General features: G+C 59.4%; 29 protein-coding genes. 2 read left to right on the top strand and 27 right to left on the bottom strand.

Annotated features, from left to right (window positions below):
- Window positions 1-19: 19 nt before the first annotated feature.
- From I8J32_RS05925 to I8J32_RS05870, 12 genes are all read right to left on the bottom strand, one after another.
- Window positions 20-346, bottom strand: coding sequence for a hypothetical protein (locus I8J32_RS05925; protein WP_200616220.1), 327 nt, complete (start codon window positions 344-346; stop codon window positions 20-22).
- A 188-nt stretch (window positions 347-534) separates the two neighbouring features.
- Window positions 535-780, bottom strand: coding sequence for a hypothetical protein (locus I8J32_RS05920; RefSeq protein ID WP_200616221.1), 246 nt, complete (start codon window positions 778-780; stop codon window positions 535-537).
- A gap of 64 nt (window positions 781-844) precedes the next feature.
- Window positions 845-1,366, bottom strand: a complete 522-nt coding sequence (locus I8J32_RS05915; protein WP_200616223.1) for a DUF1993 domain-containing protein — start codon at window positions 1,364-1,366, stop codon at window positions 845-847.
- A gap of 123 nt (window positions 1,367-1,489) precedes the next feature.
- The gene (locus I8J32_RS05910) at window positions 1,490-1,774 is read right to left on the bottom strand and encodes a hypothetical protein (protein ID WP_207526822.1); all 285 of its coding nucleotides are present in this window, start codon (window positions 1,772-1,774) and stop codon (window positions 1,490-1,492) included.
- Window positions 1,775-1,862: 88 nt separating this feature from the next.
- Entirely contained in the window at window positions 1,863-2,150 is a 288-nt protein-coding gene (locus I8J32_RS05905) for a hypothetical protein (protein WP_200616224.1), read from the bottom strand.
- A gap of 81 nt (window positions 2,151-2,231) precedes the next feature.
- On the bottom strand, window positions 2,232-2,672 hold the full coding sequence (locus I8J32_RS05900) for an HIT family protein (RefSeq protein WP_200616225.1): 441 nt from the start codon (window positions 2,670-2,672) through the stop codon (window positions 2,232-2,234).
- Window positions 2,673-2,738: 66 nt separating this feature from the next.
- Window positions 2,739-3,059 carry a hypothetical protein gene (locus I8J32_RS05895; protein ID WP_200616227.1) on the bottom strand — a complete coding sequence of 107 codons (321 nt, stop codon included), beginning with the start codon at window positions 3,057-3,059 and terminating at the stop codon, window positions 2,739-2,741.
- 70 nt (window positions 3,060-3,129) lie between these two features.
- A complete protein-coding gene (locus I8J32_RS05890; RefSeq protein ID WP_200616229.1) occupies window positions 3,130-3,582 on the bottom strand; it encodes a DUF6714 family protein in 453 nt (150 codons plus the stop codon).
- Window positions 3,583-3,658: 76 nt separating this feature from the next.
- Window positions 3,659-4,021 (bottom strand): GFA family protein, encoded by a 363-nt coding sequence (locus I8J32_RS18185; RefSeq protein WP_455423543.1) that lies wholly within the window; start codon window positions 4,019-4,021, stop codon window positions 3,659-3,661.
- A gap of 571 nt (window positions 4,022-4,592) precedes the next feature.
- On the bottom strand, window positions 4,593-5,237 hold the full coding sequence (locus I8J32_RS05880; RefSeq protein ID WP_200616232.1) for a hypothetical protein: 645 nt from the start codon (window positions 5,235-5,237) through the stop codon (window positions 4,593-4,595).
- Between the two features lie 63 nt (window positions 5,238-5,300).
- A complete protein-coding gene (locus I8J32_RS05875) occupies window positions 5,301-5,690 on the bottom strand; it encodes a hypothetical protein (protein WP_200616233.1) in 390 nt (129 codons plus the stop codon).
- 659 nt (window positions 5,691-6,349) lie between these two features.
- Window positions 6,350-6,829, bottom strand: coding sequence for a hypothetical protein (locus I8J32_RS05870; RefSeq protein WP_200616234.1), 480 nt, complete (start codon window positions 6,827-6,829; stop codon window positions 6,350-6,352).
- Between the two features lie 447 nt (window positions 6,830-7,276).
- Between I8J32_RS05870 and I8J32_RS05865 the strand changes: the two genes are divergently transcribed.
- Window positions 7,277-8,407 (top strand): low temperature requirement protein A, encoded by a 1,131-nt coding sequence (locus I8J32_RS05865; protein WP_200616235.1) that lies wholly within the window; start codon window positions 7,277-7,279, stop codon window positions 8,405-8,407.
- Window positions 8,408-8,519: 112 nt separating this feature from the next.
- On the opposite strand, the gene I8J32_RS05860 is transcribed toward I8J32_RS05865, so the two are convergent.
- Window positions 8,520-9,044 carry a GNAT family N-acetyltransferase gene (locus I8J32_RS05860; protein WP_200616236.1) on the bottom strand — a complete coding sequence of 175 codons (525 nt, stop codon included), beginning with the start codon at window positions 9,042-9,044 and terminating at the stop codon, window positions 8,520-8,522.
- Between the two features lie 27 nt (window positions 9,045-9,071).
- Window positions 9,072-9,482 (bottom strand): hypothetical protein, encoded by a 411-nt coding sequence (locus I8J32_RS05855; RefSeq protein ID WP_207526821.1) that lies wholly within the window; start codon window positions 9,480-9,482, stop codon window positions 9,072-9,074.
- A 1,092-nt stretch (window positions 9,483-10,574) separates the two neighbouring features.
- Between I8J32_RS05855 and I8J32_RS05850 the strand changes: the two genes are divergently transcribed.
- Window positions 10,575-10,946 carry a hypothetical protein gene (locus tag I8J32_RS05850; RefSeq protein WP_200616239.1) on the top strand — a complete coding sequence of 124 codons (372 nt, stop codon included), beginning with the start codon at window positions 10,575-10,577 and terminating at the stop codon, window positions 10,944-10,946.
- Between the two features lie 27 nt (window positions 10,947-10,973).
- Here I8J32_RS05850 and I8J32_RS05845 read toward each other — a convergent pair whose 3' ends face one another.
- The 13 genes from I8J32_RS05845 to I8J32_RS05785 all read right to left on the bottom strand — a co-directional run bounded on the left by I8J32_RS05845 (window position 10,974) and on the right by I8J32_RS05785 (window position 19,999).
- Window positions 10,974-11,738, bottom strand: coding sequence for a hypothetical protein (locus tag I8J32_RS05845; protein ID WP_200616240.1), 765 nt, complete (start codon window positions 11,736-11,738; stop codon window positions 10,974-10,976).
- Between the two features lie 72 nt (window positions 11,739-11,810).
- Window positions 11,811-12,500, bottom strand: coding sequence for a YoaK family protein (locus I8J32_RS05840; RefSeq protein ID WP_200616242.1), 690 nt, complete (start codon window positions 12,498-12,500; stop codon window positions 11,811-11,813).
- 386 nt (window positions 12,501-12,886) lie between these two features.
- Window positions 12,887-13,177, bottom strand: coding sequence for a hypothetical protein (locus I8J32_RS05835; RefSeq protein WP_200616244.1), 291 nt, complete (start codon window positions 13,175-13,177; stop codon window positions 12,887-12,889).
- A gap of 9 nt (window positions 13,178-13,186) precedes the next feature.
- Complete coding sequence (locus I8J32_RS05830; protein ID WP_207526820.1) at window positions 13,187-13,681, bottom strand: MmcQ/YjbR family DNA-binding protein; 495 nt, start codon at window positions 13,679-13,681, stop codon at window positions 13,187-13,189.
- Window positions 13,678-14,100, bottom strand: a complete 423-nt coding sequence (locus I8J32_RS05825; protein WP_200616247.1) for a hypothetical protein — start codon at window positions 14,098-14,100, stop codon at window positions 13,678-13,680. The genes I8J32_RS05830 and I8J32_RS05825 overlap by 4 nt, the downstream gene beginning before the upstream one ends.
- A gap of 70 nt (window positions 14,101-14,170) precedes the next feature.
- Window positions 14,171-14,704 (bottom strand): hypothetical protein, encoded by a 534-nt coding sequence (locus tag I8J32_RS05820; RefSeq protein WP_200616248.1) that lies wholly within the window; start codon window positions 14,702-14,704, stop codon window positions 14,171-14,173.
- A gap of 485 nt (window positions 14,705-15,189) precedes the next feature.
- Window positions 15,190-15,621: a hypothetical protein gene (locus I8J32_RS05815; RefSeq protein ID WP_200616249.1), complete on the bottom strand. Its 432-nt coding sequence runs from the start codon at window positions 15,619-15,621 to the stop codon at window positions 15,190-15,192.
- A gap of 1,305 nt (window positions 15,622-16,926) precedes the next feature.
- The gene (locus I8J32_RS05810; protein ID WP_207526819.1) at window positions 16,927-17,208 is read right to left on the bottom strand and encodes a hypothetical protein; all 282 of its coding nucleotides are present in this window, start codon (window positions 17,206-17,208) and stop codon (window positions 16,927-16,929) included.
- Between the two features lie 24 nt (window positions 17,209-17,232).
- The gene (locus I8J32_RS05805) at window positions 17,233-17,817 is read right to left on the bottom strand and encodes a DUF7010 family protein (protein ID WP_200616250.1); all 585 of its coding nucleotides are present in this window, start codon (window positions 17,815-17,817) and stop codon (window positions 17,233-17,235) included.
- Between the two features lie 111 nt (window positions 17,818-17,928).
- Window positions 17,929-18,411, bottom strand: a complete 483-nt coding sequence (locus I8J32_RS05800) for a hypothetical protein (RefSeq protein WP_200616252.1) — start codon at window positions 18,409-18,411, stop codon at window positions 17,929-17,931.
- 29 nt (window positions 18,412-18,440) lie between these two features.
- Window positions 18,441-18,884 (bottom strand): hypothetical protein, encoded by a 444-nt coding sequence (locus tag I8J32_RS05795; RefSeq protein ID WP_200616253.1) that lies wholly within the window; start codon window positions 18,882-18,884, stop codon window positions 18,441-18,443.
- 57 nt (window positions 18,885-18,941) lie between these two features.
- Window positions 18,942-19,157, bottom strand: a complete 216-nt coding sequence (locus I8J32_RS05790) for a DUF4287 domain-containing protein (RefSeq protein WP_200616254.1) — start codon at window positions 19,155-19,157, stop codon at window positions 18,942-18,944.
- Window positions 19,158-19,687: 530 nt separating this feature from the next.
- On the bottom strand, window positions 19,688-19,999 hold the full coding sequence (locus I8J32_RS05785; RefSeq protein WP_200616256.1) for a hypothetical protein: 312 nt from the start codon (window positions 19,997-19,999) through the stop codon (window positions 19,688-19,690).
- Window positions 20,000-20,240 lie beyond the last annotated feature (241 nt).

Genomic DNA, 20,240 nt, shown 5'->3' with positions numbered 1-20,240 from the left:
ATGGACTGTCGGGACCGACTCAGTCTACGTCTCGACGAGTGCGCACCGGCATGCCCTTGCCTCCTTCCGCTACCAGCCACACGTCGGTGGCCAGATGCTGGCGCAACGTGAATCTGTCCGGGATCGCCCTGTAATCGTAGCGCCCCTTGTAGTAGCCACCGGCACCGTCAGGCCTCCAGCCTTCGGGGGCGAGTATGCAACCCGAACGGGTCTGGCATGCCTGGAAATACGGCGCTGCCATTTCGGAAAGAAGCGAGCCCTTGTACCAGGCAAGGCAGTTCCAGCCGAAAATGACGAGAAGGAAGATCCCAATGAAGGGTGCGAACTTCCTGGCACGAAATGACATAGGGGCTCACGTCTGGATCGGGGCAGGCCGAGCGCGTGGCGAGGACTGGCGGCTTGAAGGAATTGTCGGGCCTGGTCCGCGCAATCCGCAAGGGCGACCTTGCCGTCGGCGACGCAGGCAACGCAATTGGGCGCCCTGATCCCGGTCCGCTTTGCCGAGCACACGCCAATAGCCGGCGTGACCGACTGTCAGCGGGAAGCCGAGGCATCCGCATCGCCAGCGAGGACTTTGCGATAGCTTGCGACGGCCGCCCACAGCGGCACGGCGATCGACAAGGCGAGCCAGAGATAGCCCAACTCGTTGGCGAAAGGTGGCGATCTGCCATGGCCCGAGAACAGGAACATGGCCATCAGGAAGTAGCCGAATGCAAACGGGAGAAGGGCGACCAGGAATATCCCGATTGCGGCGCCTAATGCTACGAGTTGCTGCTTCAAGCGGCCCTCCCCCTGGCGCCTGGGTTGCGCCGAGCCGCGAAGCGGCCTCGGCCTTGATGAGCTGTCAGGCAGCACCCTCGAGCTTTATATGGGGAGCCAGGAAACTCATGTAGTCGGCCTTGCCCAGAGGCACCCCGAGCTTGCGCAGGATTGCGTAGGCGGTGGTGATGTGGAAGTAGAGGTTCGGCAAGAGGTAATCGCTGATGTACTGGCGCGCCGGAAGTTCACAGTACCTGCCCGGGCCAAGGCCAATGCGCTTGACCTCATCCAGCTTGCCATCGCCGGCCGTGATGCCGGCGACGAGCTCCCTTGTTTGACGGATATACGACCGTGCCAGTTGCGCGGAGTCCACTTCCGGGGGCAGGTTCTCCACCGCGTTTCCCGCGAGCCACTGGGAAAGGCCGCGTGGCTGGTTGCATGCGAATGCGACCTGGGCCCCGAGAGGGAGCATGTCCGGAGCAAGACGTTCCTGCATGGCGGCGTCGAAATCGGGGAGATGCTTCTCGCCGGCATCAAGAATGTGACTCAGCGTGTCGAGTCGGGACAGGAAGACCCTTTGCAGTTCGGCGATTTCGTCAGTTGCCATGGAGGACTCCGGGTAAGGTGGCTGTGATGCCTTGCGCCTGGGTTCTGTCGAGCCGTGAAAACGCCTTGAATCAAACTGTCAGACCAATCGAGCGGCGATCGGACTGCCGTCTTGAATGCAATGTCAGGCCCCGCTGCGGCGATTACCGGCGGCCCGAATGCGCTGATCGATGAACCCGCCTATGGCTCCGCCGAACGAGATACCCACAATGCTCCAGGGAAACGTACGGCCTGTAACAAGGTAGGCGACCAGGCTACCGGTAGCCAGGCCGACCAAGGCGCCCACTCCAGTCCACTTCCCGCCAAACGCTTTTCGCCTGGCATGCTTTGCCGTCTGGGCAGCCTGCTCCGCGAGGGCAGCCTGCAGGACGGCTTCTGCGGTGCGACTGGCCTGCTCTTTGTCCAGCACGATGAACTCCCGGTACCAAGCCTGGCGGGTGCCACAAGGGGCAGACAGAACCACTTTTGCCTGCGTCCCTGATTGAATGCTCAGGATACTACTCGTACACGAACTCCATGGATTTGCTCGCGACCACGTCGCCACTCCGCCGCACTCTGCAGTATGTCCGGTACATGCCAAAGCCCCCTGCAGTGAACTGGACGACTTCCTCGAATTCGTCCAGCCGCGCGTTGGGATAGCTGGCAGCAGCCTTGCGGAAAGCGCTGAGGGATTGACCCGGGACGGCGGCGGCGCACACCGCCACGGCCGCCTTCTCGGCTTTGCCATTGGAATAGGCCATGCAGGCGAACAGCCCTGCGATCAGCAGGGAAGCCAGGCCAATCACTGCCAGGAATCCTCGCAACAAGATGGCTCCCAACGCCTGAATCAAGCCGCGCCGCCAAAGGGCAGCGGCGTGGACGAATGACTAGATTTGCTGCCCGGAAAGCTTCAATCGCGACCTTACCATTTCAGCGTATTCGTCCCTCACCGCCTTTGACGGAGTATCCGGCGCCCGGGGGTAGACGCGCAGAAAATCGTCGCCCGCAAGCCGGGGGTGCACGTGGATGTGCAGATGTGGAACCTCCTGGAACGCAGCTTCACCGATCGAGTGCCAGAGACTGATGCCCTGATTCGGAAACGCCTCGGATACTGCCTGCGTGACCCGGGACACCATGGCCATGACCGCTGAGCCGGTAGCCGCATCCAGGCCGCGAACATCGGGAACGTGTTGCCGCGGTATGACCAGCACATGTCCAGGGTGAAACTGCCTGAGGTCGACAAATGCCACGGCCAGGTCATCCTGGCAAACAACGCTGGCAGGCTCTATCCCTTCGACGATCCGACAGAAGATGCATCCTTCGCTCATGAACACTCCAAGCAAATCCAACGCCTGAAAGCCCCACCGCGAAGCGGCTTCGGCTTGAATGAATGCTCAGGGCTCATTGCCGGCGCCGCTCGACTTGCGGGACCGGCGCACCAAGAGCGCCTGCTTGAGCGGCACATCTGGATGCTTGCGCCAATTGTGGCGTTTCGCAGCAGCCACGGAAGATTCCACGGCCTCCGGATCAGCGGGGCTTGCGCCAGACAGAGCAGACAGCTCCTGATGCACGGCCTTGCGATGGGATTGGTTGACCCATTGCTTGCGTTTGGCGATTGCGTCGCGGGCACCCCACTGGCTCTCGGCCACGACATTACGCCGATCGTTCTCGAGGCTAAGTGCCTTTTTCTCTTGGGGCGTGCGGATACGTTTCATGAGGCCTGATGCCTGACCTGGGCCGAGCCGCGAAGCTTCGGCTTGAATGAACTGTTGGTTGCCAGCCGGCTCACCGGTAAGTGGCCCCGGGCGCCCAGTATTCCTCAAGCGCGATCATAGCCGGCTCTCGCCACGCGGACTCCCCCGAGAAGGCAAGCTTCTCGAGCACCTCCACCACCACCTGCTCCTCGGAGCCCGAGAGGGAGCCGAAGCGAGGTGGATCCCGGTCCGGCGGCCGGAGCGAGAACAGGAAGGCGTCCGTGGCATTGGAGGCTGGGTTGGAGATGTTCTGGAGCGCGTAGCCCAGCAGGTGGGGCAGGTAATAGCGCCAGGACTGGCTATCCAGGTGCGCAATACCCCAGAAGTACGCCTCCAGGTACTCCGGCGTGACTCCATCCATCGCCGGGTCATATTGGCGCGCGGCCTCATACCCATCCACGGCGTTTCCAGCCCGAAGCGACATGGCTGGAATGACGGGCAAGTCGCTGAAGCACGTGGCCAGGCTTGCGGCGATGCTGTCCATGGCACCTGACACCTGAATCAGGCCGAGCCGCGCAGCGGCTTCGACCTGGATGAATGGTCAGCGCCCACCGACCGCCTCACGGCATGCCCGCGCCGACGGTGGCACGCACTGGAATGTTGGATGGATCAAAGTCATCCAGGCAGAAGACATTGACCCCGAGGTGGTCAGGTGTGACACGCTTGCGGTGGAACGGATAGATGCCACAGGTTCTGCAGAAGTAGTGCGTGGCCGTATAGGTGTGGAACTGATAGGCACTCAGAGACTCTTCGCCGGAGAGAAGACGGAACTGACTCTCATGGACCTTGACCATCAGGGCATTCTTGCGGCGACAGATGGAGCAATCGCAAGTCGTCAGCTCGGGGAAGTCCGTGGCGATCTCGAACCGGACCGAGTCGCAGTGACAACTGCCAGAGTAAGTCTTGTTCGGCCGAGTAGACATGGTTGTGCTGTGGGGGCCAACGCCTGAATGGAATGCCGGGTGCGGCCTAGCGCACCCGCCGACCTTGCACTGTACCAATGACGGAGCTGCCAGTAGCTCCGCCCACGGCGCGCTCACCCTTGAAGGCACCCCCGTCAAGCCCGCCTCGAACGTCGTCGTTTGCGTCGCACCAGCTCGAGTTGAGGCTGATCCACAGGAACCTGCCCTCGACGCTATAGGCCGCTTTCGACGGGGTGCCGGCAAATGAGCCGGGATGCCCGTCCACAAGCTCGAGGTTGCGCCAGTCGCCAGAAACGCAGGTATCTGCTGGGTCGCCCGTTACGCGGAATGTGAGTGTCTCGGGCTTCCCGGATCGCGGAGTGATGACGAATGCCCAGACTGAGCCAGCTTTCCAATGCTGGGGAGTCGGCTGTGCGGAAAGAGCCTTGTAGTCCCAGGACGGACGAGGAGGCTCGAAAGCGCAGGAGCCCAACAGGCACCCTAGAAGTATGGTCAGCAAGCAGCGCAGCATCTTTGGCACCTCACGCCTGAGTTGGCCGGACCGCGAAGTGGCTCCGGCTTGTGTGAACTGTCAGCCCGCACCCGACGCAACATGATCCGCTGCCTTGGTACCGCCCTGCTTCTCCGCAACCCAGGCAAGTAACGCCCGCTCAAGTTGGGCGTGATGCCTGGACTCAAAGCCAGGAATCGATGAAAGGTTCCCTGTCTGGAGCATTGATTGAACTTGCGCCCTGGTGAAGGACGCATTGCTGCGGCGGTCTTTGTGCCACACGGCGAGTGAATCGTCCGATTGCTCAAAAACGTACCACTCGCATGAGGGCGAGTAACGCAGGTATGCGATGCGCCCCGGCACCTGAAGTTCCCGTTTCCTTAGGCGCCAGAGTCGGATGGCGAGAACGAGGATGCAGCAACTCGCCATGACGGTAATCAAGGCATGGCCCCAGAAGATGGCCGGGTCGGACGCCAGAGAGAACACGACGTCCGAACCCCTCCGGTATGAGATGTATTCCGTAGCAGGGTTGGCTATCGCTGAGGCCAGGTTGAAAATTGACAGAAAAGGGAACAAGGCTATGGCTAAGGCAAGCAGAGCAAACGCACCGATCGCGATGTTCTTGCCGTAGCGACCAAACCGTGACAGGAGGACGGCCAGAAAGGTCAGGAGCAGCCAGCCCACGACCAGCGCTACTGTCAGCTTGTACTCGAGATCGCTGTACATGGGGCCTGACGCCTGGGATATGCCGAGCCGCGCGGGGCTTCGACTGGAATGAATCGACAGGCCTCAGCTTACCCATAGGGTCAGTTGACCGACAACGCATCCAGAACGAAGTGCCAGATACCCTCCGTACGAGCTTCCACGCTCGAAGGAGTGCAGCACGTCCCCCGAATGGAGACTTGCCCTTAGCTTGAGCCAATCCTCATTGGCATGGCCGAACGGCACGCTTCTGATTCCGCCCGAGTCGGCGATCACGACAGACTCTTCCTCTTCCGCCTCCTCAATCGTTCGTCCGGAACCAAGTGTGAAGTCGGGCCCAACCCGCTCGCATGGGAATGGCGCCGGCGATGCGGGCACCGGCTGCGCGACCTTTTGCTCTGCAGCACCGAAGGCGAATACACCAAGTACTGTTGCGGAAGCGAGTGCCAGCGCAAAGATGATCTTTGACCGGGTCATCCTGGGACCACTCCGTGACGGTTAACACCTGATTCCAGCCGCCGCACCCAGGGGCGGTCGGCATGGACAAATTGTCAGCCGGCACTCTAGCGCTAGTGCCAGCGAAGGGGAATGACTGCTTCAGGAAAGTAGTACTCACAGTCCGCAGCCTCTCGGCCCGGAACAAATTTGTCGATGCAGGTGCGGCTCTCTTGCAATTGGACATCAGCCGCGGACGAGCGTGGCCTGAACTAAGCCGAGCCGCGAAGCGCCTTTGGCTTGAATGAATTACTGGCACTCAGCGAGCGCACTTGGCGACTGCCGTCGCATAGGCGAACTCAGGCGGGGACCTGTGCATGCATGCGCCAGCCTCGACCACTACCGAGGTTACCGAGACGCCATTGGGACACAACTCGTTTGCCCTCCGGTTGAGTTTTTCAACAAGAGATGACCGGCTTGAATTTCCCCGAGCTTCGACACGAATCTGATATGACCCATCACCGAGCCTGGTCTCCGAGTAACCGGGGTGACACTCGCCGGAGGATGGCTGATAGGAGGCACAGGCACCGGTCGCCGATAGAAGAGTAGCCGCCATGATTGACGAGAGCTTCATCCTGATTGCCACGCTTGAGTCAAGCCGCCGCCACGAAGTGGCGGTCGGCTGAATGCATTGTCAGGCATCAGTCCGGCTGATAGACCCATGACCGGTCCTCAAAGTCGTACCAATACTTGTCAAATGCCACAAAAGTTGCTGGATAGAACAAGATGGGCCTGCCGTCCTTTCTACGCAGATACATCACCCGCCAGTCTTTCCGAAGGCCGTGCACCCCCGCTGCCTCGAAGGACTCGGGAAATGCCCCGTGGCTCGCCCTGTAACGAAGGATCGAACCAACGGCAGCATCTGCCGCGTCTCGCGCCGCCCTGTGATAATGCCAATGAGTAAGCAGGACGCCACCGACCATCACGAGCCAGAGACCTGCCTTGATCGATTGAGTCCGACGCCTGGCGGGTTGCTTCACGGCAATGTAGATGCTGTAGAGGAGCCATATTGCAAGAATCGGCGCCACAAATATAAGCATGAAGCCGGCGTGCACCTGAGCGGTCAGGAACGCTACGACTGCACAGAACACCGCAGTCCCGATGAATGGTCGGAGTTGCACCAAACTTTCCCCCTGATGCCTGACGCCTGAGTTGAGCCACCACAACGAAGTCGTGGTCGGCTTGCTTGTCAAGCCTGGCGACGATTGCCGAAGACCCGCATGCAAAGATAGCTACATGGCAACAACGCCAAACACGAGGCTGACCCACCACCATCGCGTAACCGCCAACGCGGCGCCGCAGGCCTAGCCAGCCTCGTCAAGGCACTTTCCTTGAGGCCACCCATGAGCGACGAATCTAAGCGCCAGGATCGCCATGCACAAGAACCCGGCGATAACTGCCGGTCTAATGAAGTTTGCACGAGTGGTGGGCAAAGGCCGGACGCCTGAGCTAAGCCAAGCCGCGGAGCGGCTTCGGCTTGACTGGATTGATAGGGCTCACCCTAATCGTCCCGATCGACGTGTACAACCGGGATTGCATGGCAGGGCCCGAAGACCTACGGTGGCCGCATGAAGGACCTGAAATACTTCGACGCGCACCGGCGGGCGACCTGGCTGGAGCTGTTCTTCGACCTGATTTTCGTCGTCGCCCTGAGTGACGCCGGCGAGATCCTGAGCGAGACGCATGACGGCCACATCCCGCTCGGGCAGTTCCTGCACTTCGTGCTGATGTTCCTGCCGCTGTGGTGGATCTGGGCGGGCCACACGATCTACGCCAATCGCTTCGACACCGACAGCCGCCAGCACCGCCTGTCGACACTGCTGATCATGTTCCTGCTGATCGTGATCTCCGCGCAGGTCTCGGCCGGGGTCCAGGACCATTACGCGCTGGCCGTGGCCTGCTACTGCGGCGCGCGGCTGATCATCGCCGGGATGTACTTGGTCTCCAGGCGCAAGCACAACGACCGGGGTGGGTTCGCGACGACGGTGGGCACCGTGTTCGCCGTCGGCGCCGCGATCAGCCTTTGCTCGGTCCTGCTGGCGCCGCCGTGGAGCTACCCGGTCTTCTATGCCGGGATCGTGTTCGACATGGCGGCCCTGGTGCTGCTGAACCGACGGCTGCATGTCGTGCCGGCGCACACGCCGCACCTGGTCGAGCGGGTCGGCCTGCTGACAATCATCATGCTGGGCGAATCGGTGATCGGCATCTCCGCGGCCCTGGCGGGCATCGCCTGGAACCCGTCCAATGTCATCGCCGCCGTCAGCGGCTTCGTCATGGTCTCGGCCATCTGGTGGATCTACTACGACAGCTTCCACCTGCTGGAACAGCGCAAGCTGGCAACCGGGCACTCGATCCTCTATTCGCACTTCTTCCTGTTCAGCGGCTTGGCGATCCTGGCCTCGCTGATCCGGCACGCGATCCTGGACGACCTCGACCCGGGTGACTTCCGCCAGCTCGCCGCCGCAGGCACGGTGCTGTTCTTCCTGGGCAAGCAGTACGGCTACTACATGGAGGTGCCCGAGTTGCGGCCTTACCTGCTGACCAATACCGCGGCCGTGTTCGCCCTGACGGCCCTCGTGCTGACGTTGCCGCTCGGGCTCCAGGGCATGCTGGTGGGCATCACGGCGACGATGATCTGTTATGTGCTGCTCAACCTGCGCTACCGCCACCTGGTGCGCGGCTGGCAGGCGCCGCCCTGAGCCGCTGGCTACGATCTCGTCAGATGTGGACGGATCTATTGAGCATGCGGCGAACGCGCATCTGCGGTCTGCCTAACGCCTGAGTTTGGCCGATCTCGGATTGAATGAACTGTCAGGTCGCCCCGGATGCGTCAATCCAATACCGTCGTTTGGGACGGCGCAACGTAGCGTCCTGATAAGTATCCTCAAAGACGCCACCGCTCTTCTCGATCACGCGAATGGAAGCGGCGTTGTCGTCGTCGCAGGTGACCAGGATGTGATCCAGGCCAAGCTCATTGTGTGCGAAGCGGACAGACGCTTGAAGAATCTGCGTCGCGTAGCCGCGGTTCCGAAACGCCGGAAGAACCGCGTAGCCAATGTGTCCCGCCACCTTCCCGATCAATGGAGTGAGAGTGTGGCGAATGGAGGCGCGTCCAACAATGCACCCATGGTCAAACGCGAAAAGAAAAGAAGAGGGCGCCACATCAGGCGGCAGTCCACGCCCGGTGCGATGATCGTCCAGGACCTGCAGAAAATCGACGTATGTCATTTCCTGGCGGTAGTCCCGCAGGAATGTAGGGTTGTCGGCAGGAACTGCGGAACGCGCACTCAGGAAGGCGTCCTCGTCGTCTGGCCGAGGTCTTCTCAGTTCAATCATGAGCTGCGACAAGTCCTCACTGGCAAACTAAGACCAGAATTCAGCCACAGCCCAACCGCGTAGCGATTGGGCTGTCGGCTTGGATGAACTGTTGGACCCCAGCATGTCGCCGGGATGTGCGTAGCTAGGGCCCACGGGCGATGCAATCGCGCCGGTCTTCTTGTTGATGAGGAAGCCGCGAATCGGCGCGCCGGTATAGCCGAACTCGCCCTCTACCACCCAGGAGTCCGCAGACTCAGCAATGCCGGAATAGTTGCCGCAACCAACGTGTCGCAGGAAGTAGGCTTCCGCGATGTCATTGGCCTCACTTCGGCTGACGCCGTCCGTTGTATCCACATACCGGAGCAGGCTGGCCGGAGTGGCTAGGTTGTCGGCAACCTGGGCCAATGCGGCGCCGGAAGTGAAGAGGCTTGCGAACAGAAGTGCGGATGCCTTCATGAGCCTAAATCCTGAATTAGGCCGAGCCGCGAAGCGGCTTCGGCTTGAATGAATTGTCAGGCGGCTGCCTAGTTGTCATGGCCGGTGACCTGCGCGTGGATGCTGCAATTGCCGCGCCGTGTCTGAAGCCACATCTTGGAGTAGTTCTGCGCGAGCTGCCAGCAGTGGAGCAGGAGCCGCCCAGCAGGGCGCCCACTGAGAACTCAGGCGGCCGCATCCGGGAAATGCCACTCAATGTCCGAGGATGGAACCACAGACTCAAGTGCATCGCGTGTGGCGGAAATCAACTGCCCTGCCTCGCAGTACGACGGCTTATCACGGCCGAACATCTTTCTGGCATGGCGCCGAAGCACCAGGGACCAACGGTCTCTGGTGCCCGTCACGTTGCCACAGATAACTGCAAACTCGGATCCCGTGGCGGTGATGAACCCGATGTACCAACCCCAGTCTTCGGACTCGGGATAGCTGGTGAAAACCCCACGGCGGGCCAACTCCGCAGAGAGCCAGCAGGCGAGCTCTGCGCCATATACCTCTGGGTTGACTTTGGCACTCGTCCGGCAGGAAGGGGACGAACCGTTCGGACGTGAAGGTGGCAATGTCCAGAGGAGTATCCATGCGGCCTAACGCCTGAATTTAGCCGAGCCAAAAAGCGGCTTTCGCTTGAATGAACTGTCAGGCCACAAGCCTGGCGCAAGGGCCCTTAGTCGTCCAACTCGTGCGTCTCAGCCCACTCAACGATGCCCGACGATTGGCCAATAAGGCATCGCATGGTTTCGCTGGAAGGGCGAGTGAATGAGATGACCAAGGTGCCGTCCTCTGAGCTGCGCACTCCCCCAAGCTTTGCCCCTAGAGCAAGCGGCGGATTGACTGATTGGCCGACTCTGGCTACGTGGCACACTGCTGCGGCGAGCCGCTGAACTTCGGAGTTCTCAGCTCTGACCCTCACGATGTAAGCGCCAAATCCTATGCCGAGGATAGCCGTCGATATGCCCACAACAGCCAGGATGATTCGCATGACGCCTTACGCCTGAATTGGGCCGCGCCACGAAGCGGCTTCGGCTTGAATGAGTTGTTAGGCCACTAGCGGTAGGAATGAAACCCAACCTGTGCCCCATAAATGCGCTCTCCATTCTTGACGCGAATTTCCAGCGAATCAAGCTGGCGCATGATGCATCGAAAGTGGCGAAACCAGTGGACAAACTGCGGAACACCCAGGAGAGCAAAGATTCCCGCGGCAGAATAGCCTACGTCCATGCGCTCGGAGCCATACAACAGGTAGATGACCCCAAGCACAACTACCCCAGCAGCGGGTCCGATCAGGGCAGCGAACAACAGCGTTCGACGAGCGGCCCGAGCCGTGACGCCCCGAACTGCGGCCAAGTCTTCCAGTTGGACGATGTCGCTGTCATCCATAGCGGGCTAACGCCTGAAATTGGGCCGCGCCACGAAGCAGCTTCGGCTTGAATGAATTGTCAGGCAGCAACTTGCCATTCATGGGCTGCACTCGCAGTTGGGCCCGGAAAGGAGCCGACAGCCAGCAGGGGCCAGCCACTCCTCCGTGTAGCGGCCCTTATCCGGCGTGATTCGTATGACCGCACGGCGTGCACCAACCAGCCACGAGTTGCCGAACGGGCGTATGGAGTTCGCATAGAGCATCCGCCAGTTGTTGTTGCGGTAAACCTGTTCTTTGGTGAGCTTGGAAAGGTCAATCCTGGTCAGGCCGGTAGTGGTTAGAACCAACCATGTGACGTCGTCGATCCGAGTCGCCGCATTTGCAGCCTCACCAAGATCAACAACTGTCGATACCTGCCAAGAACCGCGGCCATTCCGACGAAGCCTTATGATCTTTCCGGAGCTGTGAGACATGTGCGCCAAGCCCGTTGCGACGAAAACGTCCTCACCTCGCCTGGTAAGCGCAACAGGATTCTCGTCAGGAACCAGTACCCGAGGCACGGCATCTCGCCCTGCCCATTCAATCCTTCCGCCGAACTCGCCGTGGTTGGTTCCGATCAGTTCGCCATCAGATAGCGCTAGCCTGATTTCACTCCCGTATTTATAGGGGGAGATGCTGGCGCGTTGAGTAGAGTCCCCCGAGACGGCCCACTCTAGCTGGGAGTAGTTGGCGCAGATCCACTCAGCTTCATTCTTGGGTTGCTGAACCACAGTCCAGCCTTTTGGAGGCAGTCCGGCATCACGGAGAGCAATCGATGGTGCGGCGGTGACCGCCGCGGCTAGAAGGAGGGTTTGTATCAGCATGCCGACACTCTCCATTGCCGCCTAACGCCTGAGTTACGCCGAGCCACGAAGTTGCTTCACTTGAACGAACGGTCAGGCCGCGTCGCCATGAACTGGCTTTGCGCGGACCCTGCGAAGCCGAAACAGCCCGTAGGCGATGGACACGGCGGCAGTAAGACTAGCGGGAAACAGCAGGGCGGAATAGCCGAAGGTGTTGAAAGCGAATGTGCCCGCAATACCACCACACAAGAAACCAGAGATAACCAGGAAACAAAGCTTCAGGCGCCGACTATCCACGGGAAGGCGACGCAATGCATGACCAAGGAATATGCCGAGATCCGTAAACATTCCTGACACGTGCGTGGTGCGAACGACAGCTCCGCTGTAGGTGCTGACCATTGCGTTCTGAAGGCCGCAGGCACACGCAGCGGCATACATGCCATAGGCGCTTTGATGCTGAAGCAGGGGAACTGAGGCAAACAGCAGCAGCGATACCAGGAGAAGCGCAACGCCGTAACGACGGCCGAGCTGCAATGCGCTGTCCTGGATGAGGAACCCGCTAATGGTGGCGCCTGCAACAAACGCGCCGATGAGAGCCGCAAAGTGGAGTGTTGCCGCAAGGTCTCGCTCTGCCAGGGCCTCCGCGAGCAAGGACGTGTTTCCTGTCAGGTGGGTGATGGCTTGATGCTGGAAGCCGAGCAGGCCGACAACATTGACGATGCCTGCTATGAAAGCGAGCATCCACGCGCCAGTCCACACCCACCGGGGAAGCTTTGAAATCATCGTTCTCGCGCGATGCCTATGAGCGGTCTAACCCTGAACTAACCCGCGGACCAATCGCGGAGCGATTGGAGTGTCGGCTTGAATGAGTTGTCAGGTGGCAATGCCCGGGCCGATCTCCGACTCATACACCTGTGCCTCCCATCCGAACCTCCCGCCCTGACCCATACAGTACACGAGGCCTCCGGGCTTCCCGTCCGGAAAGGTAAAGCCCTGATCAAGCACAACCACATCACCGACCTGTGGAGCGCTTCCGTCAAACGAACGGAAGCGTGTCGGCGGAATGTTTGCAATCAGATGACATCTCTTCATAGGCCCGGACCAGCAGACACCGACGTGCGCCAACAGGAGCAGGTGCGTCGAGCTTCTGCTTCCACTTGAATGAACTGTTAGGCCGCATCCACGTGATACGTGCCATCGGAATGCTTTTGCCAACCAGACTTGTAGATGCCAGTGGCGATGTCAAAGATGCTCTCGAACTCTTGCATGAGCTCGCCAGATGGCTCGAACAGATAGCCATGAACTCGCTCCAGGCGAAGGTCCTGCACCCCAGTGTCCGTGTCCCAGACATGCTCCCCATCCCAGTAGTCCGCCAGGGGAAGCTGCGTGGAATAAACGCAAAGTCCCTCGGGGTTGTACCCGACAAGCAGTGCGCAGTCTTTGAGGTTGCGGTGGTCCATGCATGCGTCCTAACGCCTGAACTGAGCCGGGCCGCGAAGCGGCTTCGGCTTGAATGAATTGTTGGGCCGCTTACCCGCGATAGCGGATTGCTGCCGTTTTGAAAGGCCGGAGAGCGCCTTGGTGTAGGACCACGTGATCAACTCTTGAAGGTAGTCCGCTGGAACCGTACCTACGTCTACGATTGTGACCCACCGGAATTTGGCCAGATAGCGGGCGGGCTTGATGCCCGGCACGTCAGTCAACTCCAGGAAGCGCTCTGAGGAGGTGCAAACGCTAAAGCGCCATTTCTCCGGCTCGCTGGTCTTGAAGTAGGCAAACTTTCTGCCACCGACATAGTAGACAAGGATGTTGCTGGGAGGTCCGTACAGCTTCGAGGAAGCTCCGGGATACCCGCTGCAGTGCTCTTTGACAGCGGCAACATCCATTTGACGGTAAGCCTCAGGCCAATCGCGTAGCGATTGGGCTGTCGGCTTGAATGAATTGTCAGGTGCCGCGCGGCTCACTGCACGATCCTCTTGGACAGGTGCTGCATGTATCTGGACGATTGCTGAGCAGGAATCAAGCGAAAGTACTTGTACGGCTCAGATCCATTCCCGTACAGGAGATACGTGTTTCTGTCGGCCAGGCGAATCTCGTAGCTGCACGGTGAGGCATCAAAGGTACGGCGCGTGGTGAACGTATCGCCAGATTTCAGTTCGCCCTTCCAGCTAAGAAGCACTTCCCATTGAACGGTCTCGCGAAACTCACCGGTGTAACGAAGATCGGCCGCTTCTTTTGGACGCAATGAAATCGCCACCGGCCGTGCCATCAAGACTATCTCACTCCTCTCAAACTCGTACTCAGGAGGAAAAATGACTACCGAGCATGCTGTTGCATGCGGAGAAGTAGCCAGCACGAACAACAAGAGAAAGGCGTACTTCATGCGGCACCTAACGCCTGAACTAAGCCGAGCCGCGAAGCGGCTTCGGCTTGAATGAATTGTTGGGCATGTACTAGGGATCCTCGGGCGGCGGAGGCGGTAGCGGAAAGTACTCGATCGGCATCCGGTCCCCGGGCGGAAGAACCACAGAAAGCTTCGCCATTCCAGTCGCCGCGGAAGCAATGTTTGAGAACGTAACGAAGGCATGAGCGTTATCTATCCCCTCGCGGTACTCACTCCCCAGATCCAGGACTGTGGCGGGGCCGGCAACAAACTCGCCTTTGGACGAGGACGAAACGCCGACGTAATAATGCCCAGGAACTAGCTTTGATCCGCAGCCACGATGAGCGCTGAACGTGAAGCCCTCGTACGGGGCTCTGCCCCGAAAGTTCTCGACGACGCGAAGGCGTCCGAAGCCAGGCTCTGCGCCTACTGGAGTGCTATTGCCCTCACGGATCTCTGTCCCAAGCACGCGAAACACAAAGATGTACTTGGCAGATGAGAAGGCCTCATCAGTGACCTCGCCGAAGGTGCAAGAACTGGCCATGGACAGGGACGGCCATGAAGCCAAGATCAACAACAGTGCGCGAAGAAGGTTGATAAGCATGTCAAACGCCTGAATTAAGCCGAGCCGCGAAGCGACTGCGGCTTGATTGAATTGTTAGGCCGCAGCCGGCTCAACACAGCGCAGATCAGACCACCGGCCACCTGAGTCTAGGCAAGCATTCGAAGCCATGAACTCGCGGACATAGGGATACGCTGTAAGGAGAACTGCTGCGACCAATGCCGCAAAAGCATACCGGCTTGTGGGGCGGCCGCGGTGCAGCAGGACGAACAAGCTGACACCCGCCAGAGAAGACGCGGTGGCCTAGGCAAAGCGGTTACCCGCAACGAAGAGCCAAGCTTCGGGATTTGGCGTGGGCGGACCACCCGCGACCCAAGCGGCAAAAATAGCTCCGTTGAGTTGGAGGCAGCCCCAAACAATTCCGGCAATCAGGAGAAGCCATCTGAGCAAGCTGCGGGAATCTGTCATGCGGCCAAACGCCTGAGTTAAGCCGCCGCCGCGAAGTGGCGGTTGGCTTGAATGAATTGTTAGGCCTGCTTGCCGGCCGACCTGATAGCGATTTCATAAGAAATGTTGTCCGGGAGGCCGGACCCAGCCACGTAGAAGCAGCTGATCTCGAACGTCCGACTCTCCCCAGGTAGAAACACTCCTCGAATGTCGCTATCACATTGGTTCACAAGCGCCCCGCCCGCCTTTACAGCCACCTCTACATTGACTGTCTCCCAAGTGGTTCGTCCTGTGTTTTGGACAACTCCTTGAATTGTCATGTGCGGTCGACCGGCGACCTTCAGGTGGCGGGTTACTTTCAGATCGCCAGGAAGTCGCACATAGACCAGATCCTTCGGAACAGGGTCGCCAGGTACGAAATGATCGAACACCAAATAGGTCAAGACCAGGCCCAGGCAGAAGAACACGCCGGTAACCAGTGACGTTGCTGCGTTCGCGAGAAATTTCTTCATGAGGCCCAACGCCTGAATTCGGCCGAACCGCGAAGCGGTTTCGGCTTGAATGGATTGTTAGGGCCCACCGCCATCAGGGACAAGCCGCCGCGCTGCTCACACCGACATCCCGAAGAACGACCGCATTTAGCAGCTCCCGCACGTGGGTTGCGCCAAACTCCAGGTCGCTGCCAGTTGGGAGAACTCTGCCTGCGCTATCAAGGAAGATCGCTGAAGTGCAGAGAGTCACTAGAACGGGCAAGCCGTGGGTCTTGGGGGAGGCTTCGAATGTGTAAGGGCCAATTCGATCGCCGCCAAGGTGCTTGAAGTGTGGACCCAAGCGAACCTGCGCAAGGGCCTCAGTTGGCATCTCTAAGGATTGGCGCAGAACTGCGTGGATCTCAGGCTCTTGCTGCAAGAGACGATCAATGCGGCCGAACTGTACAGAACCGCCAGCCGCACAGACCGATGGAAATAGTACCAGCGCGAGGAATGGGACGAATCGCATAGAACTTTCCTGTGGGCCCTAACGCCTGAGTTAAGCCCCAGACCAATCGCGCAGCGATTGGGCTGTCGGCTTGAATGAATTGTTTGGCACCCGGCCTAGATCGGGAACGGATTGCGCCAACCGCAACTCTCCTTTTGCTCCACAGCCAAAATCGTCCGGAACGGAAAGAAGTAGCGATTATTGCCCAAGCTTGAGATACCAACACTGGGACATGGCAGGCCTGAGACTACTCCCTGACTTTCGATAGTGACCCCGTCTTGGTCGATGCTCTCAATGCTCGCCTTGAACGGTTGGGTATGGCACTCAACCCATACCCACTTTCCAGGAGTGACCGTGACCGCCTCGCCCGTAAAAGAGCGAAGCCAGACTTGGTAGTGCAAAAGAATGGCTAATGCCACTGCGAGTGGAATCGCGAGGGCTATCAGAACTATCGGTCGACGCAGAGCTTTCACAGGTGCCTAACGCCTGAATTAAGCCGAGCCGCGAAGCGGCTTCGGCTTGAATGAATTGTTAGGCCCAAGGCTAGCCATTCGGGGGCTGCTTTGGATAGAGGTACGCCCAGAACGACCACACGAGCGCGGGCGTAATGACCGCGACAAATCCCGCAAAGAACTTGAGCCCCACCCAAAGGCCGTCTGCATAGGCGCAGACGACTGACGGAATGAGCGCAACGAGAAGTAGCCAGCCCTCTGTCTGGGCGAGTATCCGGACTGCTTGAGGATTTGGTCGCAAGATTCTCATTGCTGAGGCCTAACGCCTGAGCTGCCACCACGAAGTGGTGGTCGGCTTGAATGAATTGTTAGGCCCCGCGCGCCCCATCACAGCACGAGCACCAGCACGAGCGCGGCCACTAGCGCCAACGCTACTCCTTGCATGAGCCAGGCGCGTTGGGACTGCCGTTGGAAGAGCCGGCCGGCTGCGAAGGCGGAAAGCGCCACGGGCGCCAGGAACAACCCCGAGAAGGCCGCGAGGATACCGCCGTGGGAGTCGCCGGCCAATGGATGCAGTGGCATTGAGATGAGGTAGAGACTCCAAGCGCCGACGGCAACAGCCACTAGGAAGTTCGCAATAGCGACAAAAGCGCGGGATTGAGAAGTCATGCTCTTTGGGCCCTAACGCCTGAATTAAGCCGAGCCGCGAAGCGGCTTCGGCTTGAATGAATTGTTTGCCCGCACCTCGTGGCGCCCAAGAGCCAGCACAGAGACTGCAAACGCAGCCTCGATGGCGGCGCCAACAAAAGCGCTCACTGCAGGAAGCGCGCCTGTGCTGCCGAGAAAGTAGCCCGCCGTTGCAAGGGTAAGGCCCAGGACCCAGTACACCCGCATGCCAAAGAGCGAGCCGAACGTTAGATATCGGCCGCCGATCACAAGCAGCATCGCGGGGAAAAACCACTCTAAGCGGAGGATTGATGCCCCATAAGCGAGCGGCAGGCTAAGTATCAGCCAGAGCGTGGTGGCAAAGGCCAGTGCCGCCAGCGGATTGCCAGGCTCATGTCTTCCGGGACGGCCCAGCGCCTTGGCAAGCAAAACACCGACCGGATGAATCACGACGCCACCGGCAAAGAGAACCCAAACCGCCTGCTTTGCAGAGACTTGCAAGGCAACGATGGCTGCCGCCAGCCATGCTGCAGAGGATGCAAAGATGCCGGGCGCACCACTGTAGTAGCCGAAGCGCATATCAGCTTGCGCTGCTTCAAGATCAGTACCCATGAGCCTCCATAAGGTTGCGTGCGGTCTAACGCCTGAATTGTGTGCTTGTTCATGGGCCCCTAGCGCCTGAATTAAGCCGAGCCGCGAAGCGGCTTCGGCTTGAATGAACTGTTAGCTCTGCGGCCCGGCACTGGGACGAACCGATAACAGAACCTGCCGAAGTTCCTGCGCCCGAGTTGGCGACGCATCCGCTGGCACACGCAGGTAGTAAAGGCACGTTGCTTGCTCCGACCGGACCACGAACTGGAACTCTGGTCCAAGCGCGGTTGTTTGCTGCCGCAGCAACCCCTTCCAGCCTTTGCCTGAAACCTGCTCAGGGGCCGACGGATTAGTGCTGCCAAAAGACATGCTATGGAAATAGGAAGCCTTTTGGTCCACTTGTTCGAGCGGCTCGCCGTGAGCCGAGTCTGGAATAGGCATTCCCGTCAGTTCCGCGCCATCCGCAGCGGCCAACCTGAAATAGCCAGATTCCGACTGTTCCCATTTGCCAGGCGGCGCGAATGTGAGCGGGCAATACGGGTCAGTGATTTCCGCTGCAGCGACATTGGCGGAGAGCGCGAGCAAACCGGCAGCTAGATACTTCAAACAGGTCATAACTTCCCTTAGCAGAGCTAACGCCTGAATTAAGCCGAGCCGCGAAGCGGCTTCGGCTTGAATGAATTGTTAGCACTCAGGCGGCCAGCTATGGGCGAGTAGTAAACAAGGGCAAGAATTGCTCCGCGCATGAGTATGGCTATCTCAACAAGTCTGTCCTCCAATGCTGAGTGCAGCGTGGGGCCCGAGAACAAATAGACGACAAGCTCGGCAACTACTGCCCAAAGCAGCACTGTCCGGCCCCAGCGCTTGAAGAAGAACAAGCCAATAACACTCGCAACGGCTGCCAGCATGAGCGTGATGCCAATCCCGGAGGCGAGGCCGGCGTGGCGGTATAGGAATGGTGTAGGCTCACTTGCATAGGCGTCCGCGAGTGATTGCGAATAGTCGGATGGAGCAGTAGCAGCCCACGCAGCAGCGAAAGTGACTATGACGTACAGGATGAGAAGCCAACGAAATTTGGAATCTGTCATGGGTGCTAACGCCTGAATTAAGCCGAGCCGCGAAGCGGCTTCGGCTTGAATGAATTGTTAGGCCTCGCCCTGGGCACGATGGTGAGAAACCAAAGCGTTTGCATGTCCATGCCCAATCTTATGCTCCGACTTGAGAAAGGCCACCAGCTCCATGTGCTTCTTGTCCTTCATGGCATCCAAGAGCTTCAGCCAGTGGCTGATGGGTTTGCCGTAAGTCTTTTCGATCGACGGAAAATACGATGCGGGACCTTTCACCTTTTGATCTGCTGCCATACACATATCCCTCTGTGTGAAGAAGGTGGTTTCCGCCGCGAGGCCTAACGCCTGAGTTAAGCCGAGCCGCGAAGCGGCTTCTGCTTGAATGAATTGTTAGACCTAGGCCTAGTGAACACACATGTCTCCCGTGGACCTGCCACGCTCGACGTGGTTGACACAGCCGCCGGCCCGGTCCGCTGCTTCTTTGGAGCATTGTCCGACAGCCCTGGCATTAACTTCGGTGCCAAATGGCGCCTCGCAAAATCCTTGGCAGTCGGATTTGCCCCGGCAGACTTTGCCTGCATCCCGCGTTGGCCACACGCACGATTCGACGTAGTACAGCACCATTTCGGGGCGTCCGCCCTTGGCCTTACACGCAGCAAGTTGTGTCGGTGTGAGCTTTTCAGGCGCGCGCGCAGTCTCTGCAGTGCTGGCAGAGGCAAACAGCAGTGCGGCCGAAACTACGAGAATCCTGCGCATAGGTCTAACGCCTGAGTTAAGCCGCAGACCAATCGCGCAGCGATTGGGCTGTCGGCTTGAATGAATTGTTAGGTGGCAGTAGCGAACCGCCACGTGATCCAAGCAAAGGATACCGACGTCGCGAGAACTGTTGCCAGCAAGAGGAACCAGCGGGGTGTTCGCTGAAGCAGATAGCGAAACGGCCATAACCCAATTGCCAAAGCAATCGCAAGAACAATTGGTGTAGCGATGAGCCCCCACTCCCCTCTGCGATCATTTGGAAAGTCCGTAATTCCAAAGGTCGAGGCGAAGCCGCTCAACCCAGCCCCCAATGCGTAGCTTCCAGCAAAGAGCAGAAGCCAGGCAATGAAGGATTTAGCTGGGTGACGATGCTCTTTCATGCTGCCTAACGCCTGAATTAAGCCGACGCCACGAAGTGGCGTTCGGCTTGAATGAATTGTTAGGCGGCGATGCCCCAGCAAAGGGGACGACCTGCCGCCCGCTGGGCTGCGATGCGCGGCCCGTGCCAAGGGTGCCACAGCGCCCTGCCCTGGCGCTTGCCCCGGAACCCGTGACGCGACATGGCACCGGAGATGGCTCCCCAATGATTACGCCGGGGCACCGAGGTCAGGAACCCGAGAC

This window comes from Lysobacter solisilvae (assembly GCF_016613535.2).
In the GTDB taxonomy this organism is placed as follows: Bacteria; Pseudomonadota; Gammaproteobacteria; order Xanthomonadales; family Xanthomonadaceae; genus Agrilutibacter; species Agrilutibacter solisilvae.
The sequence above is the reverse complement of the archived record's forward strand: the minus strand, read 5'-3'. Positions and strand labels throughout refer to the sequence as shown.